Genomic DNA, 16,070 nt, shown 5'->3' with positions numbered 1-16,070 from the left:
GCTTATTCCTTTCGTGTGGCGGGTACGCCGGGCGCGCCCGCGGCGGCGGCCTGGATGACCGGGCCCGGCGCGGCGGCCGGTGCGGGCGGTGCGGCTTTCGGCGCCGGCGCCGTCTTCGAGGCCGGCGGCGCCGGACGCTTGCCCAGCAGGTAGTAGTCGAGCGCCTTGCGCGCGATCGGGGCCGCGGCCGCGGCGCCGAAGCCCGCGTTCTCGACGATCAGCGCCAGCGCGATCGTCGGCTTGTCGGCCGGGGCAAAGGCGACGTACAGCGCGTTGTCGCGGTGGCGCTCGTCGATCGCGTGGGCGTTGTACTTGCCGCCCTTGAGGCCGATCACCTGCGCGGTGCCGGTCTTGCCGGCCGAGACGTAGCCGGCGTTGGCGAACACGCGGCGGCCGGTGCCGTTGGAATCCTGGGTCACGCCCACCATGGTTTGCTTGATGAAGTCGATGTTTTCCTGCTTGAGCGGGATGCGCCGGGTTTCCTTCGGCACGGTCTGGGTGCGCTGCTTGGTGGCGCCGTCCTCGATCAGCTTGACCAGGTGCGGCTTCATCACGATGCCGTTGTTGGCCAGGGTCGAGACCGCGTGGGCCAGCTGGATCATGGTGTAGTTGTTGTAGCCCTGCCCGATCGAGATCGAGATGGTGTCGCCGCCCTGCCACCTGCCGGCGGCGCGGCCCTTGAAGCGGTTCGCCTTCCACTCCTTGGACGGGCGCACGCCCGCCTTCTCGTGCTCGAGGTCGATGCCGGTCAGTTCGCCGAAGCCGAACTGCTTCATGAAGTTCGAGATGTTATCGATGCCCATCTCGTTGCCGAGCTGGTAGTAATAGGTGTCGCAGGACTCCACCACCGACTTGTACATGTCGACCACGCCGTGGCCGCCCGGCTTGTCGTCGCGGAAGCGGTGCCCGCCCAGCACATAGAAGCCGGCGTCGCGGATTGCGTCGGACGGCTTGCGGAAGCCCATTTCGAGCGCGGCCAGCGACATGAAGGGCTTGAAGGTCGATCCCGGCGGGTAAGCGCCCGACAGCGGGCGGTTCATCAGCGGGCGGTCGAGCGAGGTGTTCAGCTCGTTCCAGCTCTGGGTGTCGATGCCGTCCACGAACAGGTTCGGGTCGTAGCCCGGGCGCGACACATAGGCCAGCACGTCGCCGGTGGCGGGCTCGATCGCCACCAGCGCGCCGCGCTGCTCGCCGAAGGCTTCCTCGACCACCTTCTGCAGCTCGATGTCGATCGACAGGATCAGGTTGCTGCCCGGCGTCGGCGGCGTGCGCGACAGCGTACGGACGGCGCGCCCGCCGGCGGTACGCTCGACCTGCTCGTAGCCGGTGATGCCGTGCAGGTGGTTTTCGTACTTCTTCTCCACGCCTTCCTTGCCGATATGCTCGGTGCCGTTGTAGTTGGCATCCAGGCCGTCTTCCTCGAGCTGGGCCTGCTCCTTCTGGTTGATGCGGCCGATGTAGCCGATCACGTGCGAAGCGGTCTCGCCCAGCGGATACTGGCGGAACAGGCGCGCCTGCACTTCCACGCCCGGGAAGCGGAAGCGCTGCGCGGTGAAGCGCGCCACTTCGTCGTCGGTCAGGCGGGTGCGCAAGGGCACGCTGGCGAAGCTGCGCGACTCTTCCAGCAGGCGCTTGAAGCGGCGGCGGTCGCGCGCGTCGATCTCGACCAGCTTGGACAGCTCGTCGATGGTCGATTCCAGGTTGGCCTGCAGCTTGGACGGCGTGATCTCGAGCGTATAGGCCGAGTAGTTGCGCGCCAGGACCACGCCGTTGCGGTCGACGATCAGGCCGCGGTTGGGCACGATGGGCACCAGCGCGATGCGGTTGCCCTCGGCCTGCGCGGCGAACTGGTCGTGGCGCAGCACCTGCAGCCAGACGAAACGCGCCACCAGCAGGCCAAAGCAGATGAAGACGAGCACCACCAGCGCCGTGAGGCGCATGCGGAACAGGTGGATCTCGCGGTCGTTGTCCTTGAATTCGGTCACAGCGCAGAAAACTCGGTTCGGTCGGTCAGATCGGGCGGGTATGGTCGCGGTCGACCGCGCGGCGCTGCGGCGCCAGCAGCAGCCAGGTAATCACCGGCCACAGGGCGACGGCGACGATGCTCTCGGCGAAGTACAGCACGCCGGGAAAACGGCCCGAGGCGGTGAAGTGGACGAAGAACTGCACCGCCTGCGCCAGCAGCAGCAGCGGCAGCACGTGCATGGCCTGGGTCGTCAGGCGGAACCACAGCACGCGGCGGTGGATCATGATGGCGAGGTAGGACAGCAGGGTATAGGCAAGCGCATTCTCGCCCAGCAGGCTGGCGTCGTGCACGTCCATCAGGAGGCCCATGACGAAGGCGACCCCGATGCCAACCTTGCGCGGCTGGTGGATGCCCCAGAACACCAGCACCAGCGCGACGAAGTCGGGCGCGCCGACCCAGCGGCCCATCGGCAGCAGGTTGAGCATGAAGGCGCACACCAGGCTGAAGGTGATGAACAGCGGGCTGACGGGCAGCAGGATGTAGTGCGGACGGTTACCGGGCATTATTGGCCCTCCCTGTTGGCCGGGTTGACGGCGGCGGATTGGACCGCCGGAGTACCTGCCTGCGCCGGCGCGGTGGCCGCAGGCGCGGCGCCGGCCTGCTGGGCAGGAACGGCCGCGGGCGGCCGGGCGGGCTGCGCGGGCACGCCCTGCGGCGGCAGCGGCGCGGGCGCCAGCGGCGGCGCCGGAATCGGGGCCATGTCCGGCAGCTTGCGGCGCGCGGTGGTGGCGGCCGGCTTCGCGTCGGGCGCGGGCTTGGGCGGCAGGTTCGACTGCGACATGATGACCAGCAGCTGGCGGTTGCGGTCGATGCCGCCCAGCGGCTGGCCGACCACGCGCCCGAAGGTGCCGCCGGCCACGCTTTCGACCTGCACCACCTTGGCCACCGCCAGGCCGGCCGGGTACATGCCGTCCAGGCCCGAGGTCACCAGCACGTCGCCCACCTGGATGTCGGCATTGGCCACCACGAAGCGCAGGTCGAGCAGGCCGGACTGCCCGCGGCCATAGGCGATGCTGCGCAAGCCGCTGCGCAGCACCTGCACGGGAATCGCCTGGTCGCGGTCGGTCAGGAGCGTGACCTCGGAAGTGAACGGAAACACGCGCGTGACCTGGCCGACCACGCCCGCATGGTCGATCACCGGCAGACCGGGCACGACGTCGTGGCGCGAGCCGCGGTCGATCACGATGCGGCGCGTCGACGGGTCGCGCGCGTCGTACAGGATCTCGGTCATCTGGGCCTGGACCGGCAGGTGCTGCTTCGCATCCATCAGGCGGCGCAGCTGCGCGTTCTCGGCCATCTGGAGCTGCGCCTGCTGCAGCAGGCGCGACTGCGCCAGCTGCTGGGTCTTGAGCTCGTTCACTTCCTTCTGGAGCGAGGAAATCGAGGAGAAGTAGCCGACCATGTTGCCGAGCGCCTCGCGCGGCATCAGGGCGGCCATCTGCAGGGGATAGAGGACGGTGGCGGCCACCTGCCGCACCGAGCTCAGGGTCTGGTAGCGGGCATCGACGACCAGCAGCACGACCGAGATCAGGGCGAAGACGATCGCCTTGACCCGCGCCGGGGCACCCTGTTTGAAAAGCGGCGGAGGACTGTATTCCATGTCCTGGTTGGCGTCCTGTCTAGACCGGGCGGCATGCCAACGTCAAGGCGGGCAGAGGCGCACGATGCTTCCGTACGCCCTGCCCGCCAAGACGCTGTTGGCGTCGCCCCTGTCCCGTATTCTTATTCGTAGGAGAAGATCGAGCCCAGCTTGTCCATGCGCTCGAGCGCCATGCCCGAGCCGCGCACCACGCAGGTCAGCGGGTCTTCCGCCACCAGCACCGGCAGGCCGGTCTCTTCCATCAGCAGGCGATCCAGGTCGCGCAGCAGCGCGCCGCCGCCGGTCAGCATCATGCCCTTCTCGGCGATGTCGGCGCCCAGTTCCGGCGGAGCCTGTTCCAGCCCGTTCTTGACGGCCGAGACGATGTTGTTGAGCGGGTCGGTCAGGGCTTCCAGGATCTCGTTCGAGGAGATCGTGAACGAGCGCGGGATGCCTTCGGACAGGTTGCGGCCCTTGACTTCCATTTCCTTGACTTCCGAGCCCGGGAAAGCGGAGCCTATTGCCTTCTTGATCGCTTCGGCGGTCTGCTCGCCGATCAGCATGCCGTAGTTGCGGCGGATGTAGTTGACGATGGCTTCGTCGAACTTGTCGCCGCCGACGCGCACCGAACCCTTGTAGACCATGCCGCCCAGCGAGATGATGCCGACTTCGGTGGTGCCGCCGCCGATGTCGACCACCATCGAGCCGGTAGCGTCCGAGACCGGCAGGCCGGCGCCGATCGCGGCCGCCATCGGCTCTTCGATCAGGTAGACCTGCGAGGCGCCGGCGCCGAGCGCCGATTCACGGATCGCGCGGCGCTCGACCTGGGTCGAACCGCAGGGCACGCAGATGATGATGCGCGGCGACGGGCGGAAGAATTTCGAATCGTGCACCATGCGGATGAACTGCTTCAGCATCTGTTCGGTGACGGTGAAGTCGGCGATCACGCCGTCCTTCATCGGGCGGATGGCTTCTATGTTGCCCGGCACCTTGCCCAGCATCTGCTTGGCTTCCTTGCCGACCGCCTGGATCGTCTTCTTGCCGTTCGGGCCGCCCTCCTGGCGGATCGCGACGACCGACGGCTCGTCCAGGACGATGCCCAGGCCGCGCACGTAGATCAGGGTGTTGGCGGTACCGAGGTCGATCGCCAGGTCATTCGAGAAGTAGCTGCGTAAAGAACCAAACATGTGTGTCCTGATTGCGCGCGGGGCGCGCGTCGAAAATTGATCGGGATTGTCCTCGCCGCACAGGCATTGTGCCTCGCGGTCTTTCCTGCGGCGGGCGGTCTCGCAGCCCGACAGCGCATTAGCCCGCCATTCTACCTTATAATTTGTCGATTAAATGCTGAAAACGGGTGGTTTTACCCCCCATTTCCAACGCGAGATCGGCGGTGTTACCAAGGTTTTATCGGACGTAGCAGACCGTTCGCTGACCGCTTGCCAACTTTCGTTATTAGCCCAACCACATTTTGCACGCGGCTTGACGCCGCGCCCTTTGCCATGTCCCTGACACTTTCAGACGTAAAACGCATCGCCAACCTGGCCCAGCTCGAAATGGACGAAGCCCACGCCGAAACCGCGCTGGCCGAGCTGAACGGCATTTTCGCCCTGGCCGAGCAGATGCAGGCGGTGGACACGACCGGTGTTGCGCCGTTGTCGCAGCCCTTAGCAAGCATCATGGCGCTGCCGCTGCGCCTGCGCGACGACGTGGTCACCGAGGAGAACCGCCGCGAGGACTACCAGGCGCCGGCGCCGAAGGCGCAGGACGGCCTGTACCTGGTGCCGAAGGTCATCGAGTAATTCGGCACACTCGCACGCAACCGCTTTTCACAAGACACGCACATGCACAACAAGACCATCAAAGAGCTGTCCGCGCTCCTGCAATCGAAGCAGGTTTCGAGCGTCGAACTGACCAGGCACTACCTCGACCGCATCGAAGCGAGCAGCCACAACGCCTTCCTGCACCTGGACCGCAAACGCACCCTGGCGCAGGCCGCCAGCGCCGACGCCCGCATCGCCGATGGTTCGGCCGGCCCGCTGACCGGCGTGCCGATCGCGCACAAGGACATCTTCGTCACCCGTGGCTGGCGCACCACAGCCGGCTCGAAGATGCTGGCCAATTATGAAAGCCCCTTCGACGCCACCGTGGTCGAGCGCTTCCAGCGCGCCGGCATGGTCACCCTGGGCAAGGTCAACCTCGACGAATTCGCGATGGGCTCGGCCAACGAGAACTCGGCCTTCGGCGCGGTGAAGAACCCCTGGGATCCGCTGGCGGTGCCGGGCGGCTCCTCGGGCGGTTCGGCCGCCGCGATCGCCGCGCGCCTGGCGCCCGCCGCCACCGCCACCGACACCGGCGGCTCGATCCGCCAGCCGGCCGCCTTCTGCGGCGTCACCGGCATCAAGCCGACCTACGGCCGCGTGTCGCGCTTCGGCATGATCGCCTTCGCTTCCTCGCTCGACCAGGGCGGCCCGATCGCCCAGACCGCCGAGGACTGCGCCCTGCTGCTGAACGAAATGATCGGCTTCGACGAGCGCGATTCGACCAGCCTGACGGTCGAACAGGGCAACGTCGCCGAAGACTACACCCGCGACCTGAACAAGCCGCTGAACGGGCTGCGCATCGGCGTGCCGAAGGAATACTTCGGCGAAGGCCTGGCGCAGGACGTGGAAGCTGCGGTACGTGGTGCACTGGACGAATTCGTCAAGCTGGGCGCCACCCTGGTGGAGATCTCGCTGCCGAAGACCGCGCTGTCGATCCCGACCTACTACATCATCGCCCCGGCCGAAGCCTCGTCGAACCTGTCGCGCTTCGACGGCGTGCGCTACGGCCACCGCGCTGCCGAGTACAAGGATCTGCAGGACATGTACCGCAAAACCCGCGCCGAAGGCTTCGGCCGCGAGGTCCAGCGCCGCATCATGGTCGGCACCTACGTGCTGTGCCACGGCTACTACGACGCCTACTACGTGCAGGCGCAGAAGATCCGCCGCCTGATCGCGGACGACTTCCAGGCCGCGTTCGCCGACAAGTGCGACGTGATCATGGGCCCGGTGGCGCCGACGGTGGCCTGGGATCTCGGTTCGAAGGCGAACGACCCGGTGGCGAACTACCTGGCCGACATCTATACCCTGTCGACCAGCCTGGCGGGCCTGCCCGGCATGTCGATCCCGGTCGGCTTCGGCCAGGGCGAGAAGAACGCCAAGCGCCCGGTCGGCCTGCAAATCATCGGCAACTACTTCGCCGAAGCCAAGCTGCTGAACATCGCGCACCAGTACCAGCAAGTCACCGACTGGCACCAGCGCGCGCCGGAAGGCGTTTGATCCCTGACCGCACAGAACACAGAGAGAACACACTATGCAATGGGAAGTCGTCATCGGTCTTGAGAACCACGTGCAGCTCACGACCAATTCGAAAATCTTCAGCGGCAGCTCGATCCGCTTCGGCGCCGAGCCGAACACCCAGGCCAGCCCGGTCGACCTGGCGCTGCCGGGCGTGCTGCCGGTATTGAACCGCGGCGCCGTCGAGCGCGCGATCCGCTTCGGCCTGGCCGTGGGCGCTAGAATCGCGCCGCAATCGGTCTTCGCCCGCAAGAACTACTTCTACCCCGACCTGCCGAAGGGCTACCAGATCAGCCAGTTCGAGGACCCGGTGGTCCAGGGCGGCACCATCAGCTTCGCCTACGAGAAGGACGGCAAGCTGGAGACCAAGACCGTCAACTTGACCCGCGCCCACCTCGAGGAAGATGCCGGCAAATCGCTGCACGAAGACTATGCCGGCATGAGCGGCATCGACCTGAACCGCGCCGGTACGCCCCTGCTCGAGATCGTGTCCGAGCCGGAGATGTGCAGCGCGAACGAGGCCGTGGCCTATGCCAAGGCCCTGCACTCGCTGGTCGTGTGGCTGGGCGTCTGTGACGGCAACATGCAGGAAGGCTCCTTCCGCTGCGACGTCAACGTCTCGGTGCGCCCGGTCGGCCAGAAGGAATTCGGCACCCGCTGCGAGATCAAGAACCTGAACTCCTTCCGCTTCATGGAAGAAGCGATCCACTACGAGGTGCGGCGCCAGATCGAGCTGATCGAGGACGGCGGCAAGGTGATCCAGGCTACCCGCCTGTGGGACCCGGACAAGAAGGAAACCCGCTCCATGCGCACCAAGGAAGACGCGCAGGACTACCGCTACTTCCCGGACCCGGACCTGCCGCCGCTCGTCATCCAGCAGGACTGGATCGAGCGCGTGAAGGCCGAGATGCCGGAACTGCCGGGCGCCCTGCGCGCGCGCTTCACCGGCGAATACGGCCTGCCGGAATACGACAGCCTGGTGCTGACCTCCTCGAAAGCGATGGCGACCTACTACGAGGCCGTGGTGCTTGCGGCCGGCAAGGAGAACGCGAAAGCCGCTGCCAACTGGATGATGGGCGACGTGTCCTCGACCCTGAACCGCGAAGGCGTCGAGCTGGACGACTCGCCGGTATCCGCCGCCCAGCTGGCCCTGCTCCTGAAGCGCATCGCCGACGGCACCATCTCGAACAAGGCCGGCAAGGAAGTCTTCGCCGCCATGTGGGAAGCCAAGTCCAGTGACGAGAACCTGGCCGACGCCGTGATCGAGCAGAAGGGCCTGAAGCAGATCTCGGATACGGGCGCGCTGGAAGCGATCGTCGACGAAGTGCTGGCAGCCAATGCCAAGTCGGTCGAGCAGTACCGCGCCGGCAAGGAAGCCGCGATCAACGCCCTGATCGGCCAGACCATGAAGGCCTCGAAGGGCAAGGCCAATCCGGCCCAGGTGACCGAGCTGCTGAAGAAGAAGCTGGCCGGCTGAGTTTTCCAGCTTGCCGAGCAAGAACCGGAGCTGCGGCTCCGGTTTTTTTTGTAGGGTGGGCGGCTCCACTGGCGCGCAGATTAGCTCCTGGCTTCGATGCCGCCCACCCTACATCTGTCAGACGCCGTAGCGGGTGCGGTAGGCGGCGACGGCCTCCTTGTGCGCGCCGAGTTCGGCACCGCCCGCGTTCGAGAGATAGGTGAACAGATCGTCCAGGTTGGCGATCGAGATCACCGGGATGCCGAATTCCTGCGACACCTGCTGCACCGCCGAGTGTTCCGACAGCGCGCCGTCCTTGCCGGAACGCTCCATGCGGTCGAGCGCGATCAGCACGGCGGCCGGTTCGGCGCCGGCGGCGCGGATCATGTCGACCGATTCGCGCACCGAGGTGCCCGCCGAGATCACGTCGTCGATGATCACGACCTTCCCTGCCAGCTTGGCGCCGACGATGGTGCCGCCCTCGCCGTGGTCCTTGGCTTCCTTGCGGTTGTAGGCGAAGGAGGTGTTGCGGCCCTTGGCGGCCAGCGCCACCGCGGTCGCGCTGGCCAGGGTGATGCCCTTGTAGGCCGGGCCGAACAGCATGTCGAACTGCACGCCCGAGTCGAGCAGGGTCTGGGCGTAGAACTGGGCCAGCTGGCCCAGCGTCGCGCCGTCGTGGAACAGGCCGGCGTTGAAGAAGTACGGCGACTGGCGCCCGGCCTTGGTGGTGAATTCACCGAAGCGCAATACCTCGGCCTTCACCGAAAACGAAATAAACTCCTGGCGCAGATCGCTCACGTGCTTCTCCCAAAATTTCGAAAGCACGTATTGTAACGTCCTTGCCGCGCCATTCCGGCGTCCGGCAAAACACGCTACACTGTCGCGCTCCCGCGCCGCCCTGCCGCGTCGCTCCGCATTGTTACCTTGACCAGATCCATGCCACGAATTATCTCCGCGAACCTGAACGGTATCCGTTCCGCCCACAAGAAAGGTTTCTTCAACTGGCTCGCCACCCAGTCCGCCGATTTCATCTGCGTACAGGAACTGAAGGCGCAGCAGGCCGACATGACCGAGGAATTCCTCGCGCCCCACGGCTACCACGGCCACTTCCACTACGCGGAGAAGAAGGGGTATTCGGGCACCGGCGTCTACAGCCGCGTCGCGCCGGACAACAAGCGCATCGGCTTCGGCTGCATGGAATTCGACGCCGAAGGCCGCTACACCCGCTGCGATTTCGGCAACCTGACCGTGATTTCGGTGTATTGCCCGTCCGGCTCCTCGTCGCCGGAGCGCCAGCTGGCCAAGTTCCGCTTCATGGAGGTGTTCCTGCCCCACCTGCAGGAGCTGAAAGCGGAAGGCCGCGAAGTCGTGATCTGCGGCGACTGGAACATCGCGCACAAGGAGATCGACCTCAAGAACTGGAAGAGCAACCAGAAGAATTCCGGTTTCCTGCCGGAAGAGCGCGCCTGGATGACCCGCATCTTCGACGAAATCGGCCTGGTGGACGTACACCGCAGGGTGGCGCCGGATGCCGCCGATTACACCTGGTGGAGCAACCGCGGCCAGGCCTATGCCAAGAACGTGGGCTGGCGCATCGACTACCACGTCGCCACCCCGGGCATCGCGGCGCGCGCCAAGTCGGTGTCGATCTACAAGGATGAGAAATTCAGCGACCACGCCCCGCTCATCATTGATTACGATCTCTAATAGTTAGGCGCGATTCATAAGCCAAGCTTCTGAATCCGCGCCCCACCTGCAGCTTCAGGCCAGTCGAGCCGGAAGCCGCTCTCGAAGCGGCGCGGCCGGCCGTCCAGCGGATCCTCGAAAGCGATCGAGCGCGCCAGCAGCTGCAGCGGCGCGCTGAAATCGTCGCCCTTGCAGGGCAGCGCCACCGGGTAAAAGGCGTCGTTCAGGATCGGCGCGCCGAGCGCGGACAGGTGCAGGCGCAGCTGGTGCTTGCGGCCCGTGTGCGGGTGCAGCCGGTAGTGCGCCACCTCGCCGCGCCGCTCGATCAGCTCGACCAGGGTTTCCGAATTCGGCTCGCCCGGCACTTCCGCGCTCACGAAGAATTGCTCCGCGTCCTGCATGCGGCTGCGGTAGGTGAAGGGGAATTCCCGGCCCTCGATCGGGCCTGCCAGGGCCTCGTAGACCTTCGTCACCACGCGTTTCTGGAACATCGACTGGTAGGCGCCGCGCGACGCCGGATTGTGCGAGAAGATCACCACGCCCGCGGTCTCGCGATCCAAGCGGTGGATCGGCACCAGGTGCGGCAGATCGAACTGCTTCTTCAGGCGCACCAGGAGGGTCTCGTGCAGGAAGCGCCCGGTCGGGATGGTCGGCAGGAAGTGCGGCTTGTCGGCCACCAGCAGGTGCTCGTCCTGGAACAGCACCCGTTCCTGGAACGGGATCGGGGTTTCGGCCTGTTCCAGCTCGCGGTAGTACCAGATGCGCATGCCCTGGCGCACCTGGCTGTCCGCCTGCAAGGATGTCCCTTTCGCATCGACGATCTCGCCGCGCGCCAGGCGCCGCGCCCAGGCGGCTTCCGGCACGTCGGGAAAGCGTTCGGCGAGAAAGCGCAGTATGCCGCCGGCCCGGGTCTCGGTGATCCACAGGTAGCTGGGCGCGACGCCGTCGCGGGTCGGCAAGGGAACGTAGGCGTTGGCTTCGGCCTGGTGCCCTTTCCTGCCTTTACTCATGCACTCCAGCCATCAACGCAGGGCGACATTGGTCTGGTAAGGCGGCAGCTTGGCGACCGAGGTGCCCTTGGCGCGCGCATACACCGGCAGCAGCACGTTCATGTGCCTTTCCATGTCCTTGATGCGGCTCTCGCCGCCCGGGTGGGTCGAGAACACCTCGATCGGCGCGCGCTGGTTCAGCGCGGCCATCTTGCGCCACAGCGCGATGCCGGCGCGCGGGTCGTAGCCGGCGCGCGAAGAGATGTCCAGGCCGACCAGGTCGGCCTCGCGCTCGTCGTCGCGCGAGAACTTCAGGCCGGCGAACTGGGCGCCATAGCTGGCGATCGTGCCGGTGATGCCCGGATCGATGCCGAAGATGCCCGAGATCAGGGCGCCGCCAACCCGCGCGCCCATGTTGGTCAGCCCCTGCTTCGCCATTTTTTCGCGGCTGTGCTCACGCAGGGCGTGGGCGATTTCGTGCCCCATCACGGCCGCCACTTCGTCGTCGGTCAGCTTCAGCGAGCTCAGGATGCCGGTGAAGAAACCGATCCGGCCGCCCGGCATGCAGAAGGCGTTGACGTCCTTCGAGTCGATCAGGTTGACCTGCCACTGCCACTGGGTCGCGTCCTGGTTCCAGCGCGCCGTGTGCGGGATGATGCGCTTGGCGATGGCGCGCAGGCGCTGGACTTCAGGATGCGAGGCCGGCAGCAGCACGCCTTTCTGTTGCGCCTGGCTCATCATTTCCGTGTATTGCTGCGCCGCCGCTTCGTTGAGTTGTTCTGCCGGAATGAACTTGCTCAGGCGCGACAATGGGCGGACCTGTATGCCGTCCTGGACCGTCGTGTTGCGGCTATCCTGCGCGATGGCCAGGTCGACGCCGGCCGTGCCGAATGCGGCGAGCAGGGCAAAGCTGGCGGCCAAGTGTTTAAGTTTTTTCATTCGTCACCGATAGGCTGTTCTTAGCAGCACTATCTCCAAGGAAAGTAACGGGTTGGAATCTGTATAGCGCAGATCATCGCGGATGGCGGCCGGCTCGACAAGCCGCCACCGCACATAAGAAACCTATCTGTTCACGCGACCACGCCGGTTTTCTTGCGCAAACGAAATACCGCCAGGCTGCCGCGCAGGTTGGGCAGGAAGCTTACCGGCCGGCCTTCGGCCAGTGCCACGAATTCCAGCACTTCCAGCCCGCACTTCTCGGCCAGGTCCTTGAAGTCGTGGATGGTGGCATAGCGTACGTTGGGCGTGTCGAACCACTGGTAGGGCAGCGTGCGCGAGACCGGCATCCGGCCGCGAATCAGCGCCACGCGGTGCGGCCAGTAGGCGAAGTTCGGGAAGGAGACGATGGCTTCCTGGCCGACCCGCACGATGTCGCGCAGGCGCGCCTCGACGTGCTGCATCATCTGCAGCGAGGACAGGCACAGCACCACGTCGAAGGCGTTGTCGCGGAACAGGTCCAGGCCCTGTTCCATGTCGTGCTGGATCACGCTGATGCCGCGCTGGGTGCTCTCGAGCACCTTGTCGTCGGCGATCTCGACGCCGTAGCCGGTGCAGCCCTTGCTCAGCTCGAGGTAGCGCAGCATGGCGCCGTCGCCGCAGCCGACGTCGAGCACGTGGGCGCGCTCGCGCACCCAGTCGGCGATGAAGGCCAGGTCGGGACGCAGGGCGTTCAGGTCATTCAGGTTCATGCGGCCTCCTTGCCTGCGAGTTCGAGGGCAATGCGGTCGTAATAGGCGCGCACCACCGCCATGTAGCGCGGGTCTTCCAGCAGGAAGGCGTCGTGGCCGTGCGGCGCGTCGATCTCGGCATAGGTGACCTTGCGCCGGTTCGACAGCAGCGCCTCCACGATCTCGCGGCTGCGCTCGGGCGAGAAGCGCCAGTCGGTGGTGAAGGACGCGATCAGGAACTGGGCCTTGGTGCCCTCGAGCGTCTTGGCCAGGTCGCCGCCGTGGACGCGCGCCGGATCGAAGTAGTCGAGCGCCTTGGTAATCAGGAGGTAGGTGTTGGCGTCGAAGTATTCCGAGAACTTGTCGCCCTGGTAGCGCAGGTAGGACTCGATCTCGAAGTCGATGCCGAAATCGAATTTGTAGTCATTGGTCTCGGCCGCGTTGCGCAGCTTGCGGCCGAATTTCTCCGCCATGTCGTCGTTCGACAGGTAGGTGATGTGGCCGACCATGCGCGCCACCTTCAGCCCGTTCCTCGGCACCACGCCGTGCTCGTAGAAGTCGCCGCCGTGGTAGTCCGGGTCGGTCAGGATGGCCTGCCGCGCCACGTCGTTGAAGGCGATGTTCTGGGCCGACAGCTTGGGGGTGGAGGCGATCACGATGCAGTGGCGCAGGCGCTCGGGGAACATGATGCTCCACGACAGCGCCTGCATGCCGCCGAGCGAGCCGCCCATCACTGCCGCGAAGCAGTCGATGCCGAGGCGGTCGGCCAGGCGTGCCTGCGCCGCCACCCAGTCCTCCACCGTCAGCAGCGGGAAGGCTGCGCCATAGGGCTTGCCGGTGGCCGGGTTGGTGTGCATCGGCCCGGTCGAGCCGAAGCAGGAGCCGAGGTTGTTCACGCCGATCACGAAGAAGCGGTTGGTGTCGAGCGGCTTGCCGGGGCCGACCATGTTGTCCCACCAGCCCTGGCTCTTGGGCTGGTCGGCATAGGTGCCCGCCACGTGGTGCGAGGCGTTCAGCGCGTGGCAGACCAGGACCGCGTTCGACTTGTCGGCGTTCAGGGTGCCATAGGTTTCATACATCAGCGTGTAGTCGCCGATGCTGGCGCCGCTTTGCAGGCGCAGAGGCTCGGCGAAGTGCATCGCCTGTGGTGTGACGTTTCCGATCGATCCCATGGAAGCTGTGGAGGTGTTTCTTGTCAGAGTGTTTGGAGCTGCTCGACCGCGCTGGCGATGTCGTTCGGCTCGATCGAGCGCAGGATGCGGCGCGTGCGGGTGGTGATCGCGGACAGGTCGCTGTTCAGGATTTCCTGCTTCACCGACAGCAGCTGCGCCGGGTGCATCGAGAATTCGCGCAGGCCCATGCCCAGCAGCAGGCGGGTGAGCTTGGTGTCGCCCGCCATCTCGCCGCACACGGCGACGTCCAGGCCAGCCTTCTGGCCGGTGGCGATGGTCTGGGCGATCAGCATCAGGACCGCCGGGTGCAGCGGATTGTACAGGTGCGCCACTTCGTAGTCGACGCGGTCGATCGCCAGCGTGTACTGGATCAGGTCATTGGTCCCGATCGACAGGAAGTTCATGCGCTTGACGAACATCGGCAGCGCCAGCGCGGCGGCCGGGATCTCGATCATGGCGCCGACTTCCACGCCTGGGTCGTACTTGACGTTCTCGGCGCGCAGCTGGGCCTTGGCCTGCTCGATCATGGCGAGCGTCTGGTCGATCTCGAAGGCGTGCGCCAGCATCGGGATCAGGATCCGCACCTTCCCGTAGCATGAGGCGCGCAGGATCGCGCGCAGCTGGGTCAGAAACAGCTGGGGTTCGGCCAGGCAGTAGCGGATCGCGCGCAGGCCCAGCGCCGGGTTCAGCGCCGTGTGCTCGGTCGGGTCGAGCGGCTTGTCGGCGCCGACGTCGAGGGTGCGGATGGTGACCGGGCGGCCCTTCATCGCCACCACCGCCTTGCGGTACTGCTCGAACTGCTCGTCCTCGCTCGGGATGCGCAGCGCGTTTCCGAGTCCGCCGCGGCCCATGAACAGGAACTCGGAGCGGAACAGGCCAACGCCCATCGCGCCGGCATCCAGCGCGGCCGGGCAGTCGTCCGGCAGCTCGATGTTGGCCAGCAGCGTGACCGGGGTGCCGTCCTTGGTCACCGCCGGGGTCTTCTTGAGCTTGAGCAGGCGCTTGCGCGCCTTGATCAGGGCGGCCTGGCGTGCGCGGTACTGTTCCAGCACCAGCTGGCTCGGGTTGCAGATCACCACGCCGGCGTCGCCGTCGATGATCACCCAGTCGTCCTGCTCGACCAGGCGCGAGGCCTGGCTCATGCCGACCACCGCCGGGATGTCGAGCGAGCGCGCGACGATCGCGGTGTGCGAGTTCTGGCCGCCGACGTCGGTGACGAAGCCGACGAAGGCCTGGGCGTCGCCGGCCCGGTCGCGGAAGGCCAGCATGTCGGCCGGCGAGATGTCGTGGGCCACCACGATCATCTGCGGGGGCGCGTGATCCTCGCCCGCCAGCGGCGGCGGAATCTCCAGCGCGGTGCCCATCAGGACCTTCAGCACCCGCTCGGCCACCTGCTGGATGTCGTGCTTGCGCTCGCGCAGGTACTCGTCCTCGATCTCGTCGAACTGGGCCGAGAGCTCGTCGATCTGGGTCACCAGCGCCCATTCGGCGTTGTAGTGGCGTGTGCGGATAATGTCGAGCGGCGCTTCCGAGATCATCGGGTCCGACAGGATCAGCGCGTGCACGTCGATAAAGGCGCCCAGTTCGGTCGGGGCATCCTTGGGCAGCTCGGTCCACAGGGCCTGCAGGCCGCGGTGCACTTCGGCGATGGCATGCTGCAGGCGCGCGACCTCGGCCTCGACCTGTTCTTCCGGGACCAGGTAGTGCTTGACGTCGAGCGCGGCCGGCGTGAGCAGGTGCGCGCGGCCGATCGAGATGCCGCGCGAAACCGGAATGCCGTGGAGCGTGAACGATGCCATCGAGGGTCCCGTGTGGCGGGGAGCTGCCGCTTCGCGCGGCATTACTCGCCTTCGCCGAACTTGTCGTTGATCAGGCCACCCAGGGCGGCGATGCATGCTTCTTCGTCGGGACCGTCGGCCTCGAGCAGCACCTTGGCGCCCTTGCCGGCGGCGAGCATCATGACGCCCATGATCGACTTGGCATTGATGCGGCGGCCGTTACGGGTGAGCCAGACGTCGCTCTTGAACTTGGCGGCCAGCTGGGTGAATTTGGCGGAGGCGCGGGCGTGCAGGCCCAGCTTGTTGATGATCTCGAATTCCTGTTGAATCATGTTCTCGCTTATTGTCTCGTTTTATGCGCGTGGCCAAAAAGGGATGGGGT

At 66.1% G+C, this 16,070-nt stretch carries 15 protein-coding genes; 4 read left to right on the top strand and 11 right to left on the bottom strand.

The features are described from left to right. Nucleotides 1-2: 2 nt before the first annotated feature. From mrdA to FG94_RS09550, 4 genes are all read right to left on the bottom strand, one after another. A complete protein-coding gene (mrdA, locus tag FG94_RS09565; protein ID WP_036210385.1) occupies nucleotides 3-1,985 on the bottom strand; it encodes a penicillin-binding protein 2 in 1,983 nt (660 codons plus the stop codon). A 25-nt stretch (nucleotides 1,986-2,010) separates the two neighbouring features. Further along, the gene (mreD, locus tag FG94_RS09560) at nucleotides 2,011-2,529 is read right to left on the bottom strand and encodes a rod shape-determining protein MreD (RefSeq protein ID WP_027865857.1); all 519 of its coding nucleotides are present in this window, start codon (nucleotides 2,527-2,529) and stop codon (nucleotides 2,011-2,013) included. Beyond that, the gene (gene mreC / locus FG94_RS09555; protein ID WP_036210383.1) at nucleotides 2,529-3,626 is read right to left on the bottom strand and encodes a rod shape-determining protein MreC; all 1,098 of its coding nucleotides are present in this window, start codon (nucleotides 3,624-3,626) and stop codon (nucleotides 2,529-2,531) included. Before mreC ends, mreD begins: the two co-directional genes overlap by 1 nt. A gap of 122 nt (nucleotides 3,627-3,748) precedes the next feature. Further along, nucleotides 3,749-4,792 carry a rod shape-determining protein gene (locus FG94_RS09550; RefSeq protein ID WP_027865858.1) on the bottom strand — a complete coding sequence of 348 codons (1,044 nt, stop codon included), beginning with the start codon at nucleotides 4,790-4,792 and terminating at the stop codon, nucleotides 3,749-3,751. Between the two features lie 312 nt (nucleotides 4,793-5,104). Here FG94_RS09550 and gatC point away from each other — a divergent pair, with 312 nt between their 5' ends. Genes gatC through gatB form a run of 3 tightly spaced genes read left to right on the top strand, consistent with a single transcriptional unit; the run spans nucleotide 5,105 to nucleotide 8,417 of the window. Further along, nucleotides 5,105-5,404, top strand: coding sequence for an Asp-tRNA(Asn)/Glu-tRNA(Gln) amidotransferase subunit GatC (gatC, locus tag FG94_RS09545; RefSeq protein ID WP_027865859.1), 300 nt, complete (start codon nucleotides 5,105-5,107; stop codon nucleotides 5,402-5,404). A gap of 42 nt (nucleotides 5,405-5,446) precedes the next feature. After that, nucleotides 5,447-6,922 (top strand): Asp-tRNA(Asn)/Glu-tRNA(Gln) amidotransferase subunit GatA, encoded by a 1,476-nt coding sequence (gene gatA / locus FG94_RS09540; RefSeq protein WP_036210381.1) that lies wholly within the window; start codon nucleotides 5,447-5,449, stop codon nucleotides 6,920-6,922. A gap of 34 nt (nucleotides 6,923-6,956) precedes the next feature. Then, entirely contained in the window at nucleotides 6,957-8,417 is a 1,461-nt protein-coding gene (gene gatB / locus FG94_RS09535) for an Asp-tRNA(Asn)/Glu-tRNA(Gln) amidotransferase subunit GatB (protein WP_036210379.1), read from the top strand. 117 nt (nucleotides 8,418-8,534) lie between these two features. Here gatB and pyrE read toward each other — a convergent pair whose 3' ends face one another. Beyond that, complete coding sequence (pyrE, locus tag FG94_RS09530; protein WP_036210377.1) at nucleotides 8,535-9,194, bottom strand: orotate phosphoribosyltransferase; 660 nt, start codon at nucleotides 9,192-9,194, stop codon at nucleotides 8,535-8,537. 138 nt (nucleotides 9,195-9,332) lie between these two features. Here pyrE and FG94_RS09525 point away from each other — a divergent pair, with 138 nt between their 5' ends. Beyond that, a complete protein-coding gene (locus FG94_RS09525) occupies nucleotides 9,333-10,103 on the top strand; it encodes an exodeoxyribonuclease III (RefSeq protein WP_027865864.1) in 771 nt (256 codons plus the stop codon). 14 nt (nucleotides 10,104-10,117) lie between these two features. Here FG94_RS09525 and FG94_RS09520 read toward each other — a convergent pair whose 3' ends face one another. The 6 genes from FG94_RS09520 to FG94_RS09495 all read right to left on the bottom strand — a co-directional run bounded on the left by FG94_RS09520 (nucleotide 10,118) and on the right by FG94_RS09495 (nucleotide 16,020). After that, the gene (locus FG94_RS09520; protein ID WP_051996392.1) at nucleotides 10,118-11,092 is read right to left on the bottom strand and encodes a pseudouridine synthase; all 975 of its coding nucleotides are present in this window, start codon (nucleotides 11,090-11,092) and stop codon (nucleotides 10,118-10,120) included. 12 nt (nucleotides 11,093-11,104) lie between these two features. After that, complete coding sequence (locus tag FG94_RS09515) at nucleotides 11,105-12,010, bottom strand: M48 family metallopeptidase (RefSeq protein WP_036210375.1); 906 nt, start codon at nucleotides 12,008-12,010, stop codon at nucleotides 11,105-11,107. A 131-nt stretch (nucleotides 12,011-12,141) separates the two neighbouring features. After that, nucleotides 12,142-12,759, bottom strand: a complete 618-nt coding sequence (gene metW / locus FG94_RS09510; protein ID WP_036210373.1) for a methionine biosynthesis protein MetW — start codon at nucleotides 12,757-12,759, stop codon at nucleotides 12,142-12,144. Beyond that, nucleotides 12,756-13,910: a homoserine O-acetyltransferase gene (locus FG94_RS09505; protein WP_152570935.1), complete on the bottom strand. Its 1,155-nt coding sequence runs from the start codon at nucleotides 13,908-13,910 to the stop codon at nucleotides 12,756-12,758. The genes metW and FG94_RS09505 overlap by 4 nt, the downstream gene beginning before the upstream one ends. Nucleotides 13,911-13,933: 23 nt before the next feature. Continuing rightward, nucleotides 13,934-15,709: a phosphoenolpyruvate--protein phosphotransferase gene (gene ptsP, locus FG94_RS09500; protein WP_036210981.1), complete on the bottom strand. Its 1,776-nt coding sequence runs from the start codon at nucleotides 15,707-15,709 to the stop codon at nucleotides 13,934-13,936. A 41-nt stretch (nucleotides 15,710-15,750) separates the two neighbouring features. After that, complete coding sequence (locus FG94_RS09495; protein ID WP_027865870.1) at nucleotides 15,751-16,020, bottom strand: HPr family phosphocarrier protein; 270 nt, start codon at nucleotides 16,018-16,020, stop codon at nucleotides 15,751-15,753. Between the last annotated feature and the right edge of the window lie 50 nt (nucleotides 16,021-16,070).

This window comes from Massilia sp. LC238, assembly GCF_000735635.1.
GTDB classification, from domain to species: domain Bacteria; phylum Pseudomonadota; class Gammaproteobacteria; order Burkholderiales; family Burkholderiaceae_D; genus Telluria; species Telluria varians.
This window is presented reverse-complemented; position numbering and strand designations above follow the sequence as displayed.

What these genes read in the sequence shown, in the direction of transcription:
- mreD (WP_027865857.1), bottom strand. Translation starts at nt 2,529, where the DNA reads ATGCCCGGTAACCGTCCGCACTACATCCTGCTGCCCGTCAGCCCGCTG.
- mreC (WP_036210383.1), bottom strand. Translation starts at nt 3,626, where the DNA reads ATGGAATACAGTCCTCCGCCGCTTTTCAAACAGGGTGCCCCGGCGCGG.
- gatC (WP_027865859.1), top strand. Translation starts at nt 5,105, where the DNA reads ATGTCCCTGACACTTTCAGACGTAAAACGCATCGCCAACCTGGCCCAG.
- FG94_RS09525 (WP_027865864.1), top strand. Translation starts at nt 9,333, where the DNA reads ATGCCACGAATTATCTCCGCGAACCTGAACGGTATCCGTTCCGCCCAC.
- FG94_RS09515 (WP_036210375.1), bottom strand. Translation starts at nt 12,010, where the DNA reads ATGAAAAAACTTAAACACTTGGCCGCCAGCTTTGCCCTGCTCGCCGCA.
- ptsP (WP_036210981.1), bottom strand. Translation starts at nt 15,709, where the DNA reads ATGGCATCGTTCACGCTCCACGGCATTCCGGTTTCGCGCGGCATCTCG.
- FG94_RS09495 (WP_027865870.1), bottom strand. Translation starts at nt 16,020, where the DNA reads ATGATTCAACAGGAATTCGAGATCATCAACAAGCTGGGCCTGCACGCC.
- FG94_RS09505 (WP_152570935.1), bottom strand. Translation starts at nt 13,910, where the DNA reads ATGGGATCGATCGGAAACGTCACACCACAGGCGATGCACTTCGCCGAG.
- FG94_RS09520 (WP_051996392.1), bottom strand. Translation starts at nt 11,092, where the DNA reads ATGAGTAAAGGCAGGAAAGGGCACCAGGCCGAAGCCAACGCCTACGTT.
- gatA (WP_036210381.1), top strand. Translation starts at nt 5,447, where the DNA reads ATGCACAACAAGACCATCAAAGAGCTGTCCGCGCTCCTGCAATCGAAG.
- metW (WP_036210373.1), bottom strand. Translation starts at nt 12,759, where the DNA reads ATGAACCTGAATGACCTGAACGCCCTGCGTCCCGACCTGGCCTTCATC.
- gatB (WP_036210379.1), top strand. Translation starts at nt 6,957, where the DNA reads ATGCAATGGGAAGTCGTCATCGGTCTTGAGAACCACGTGCAGCTCACG.
- FG94_RS09550 (WP_027865858.1), bottom strand. Translation starts at nt 4,792, where the DNA reads ATGTTTGGTTCTTTACGCAGCTACTTCTCGAATGACCTGGCGATCGAC.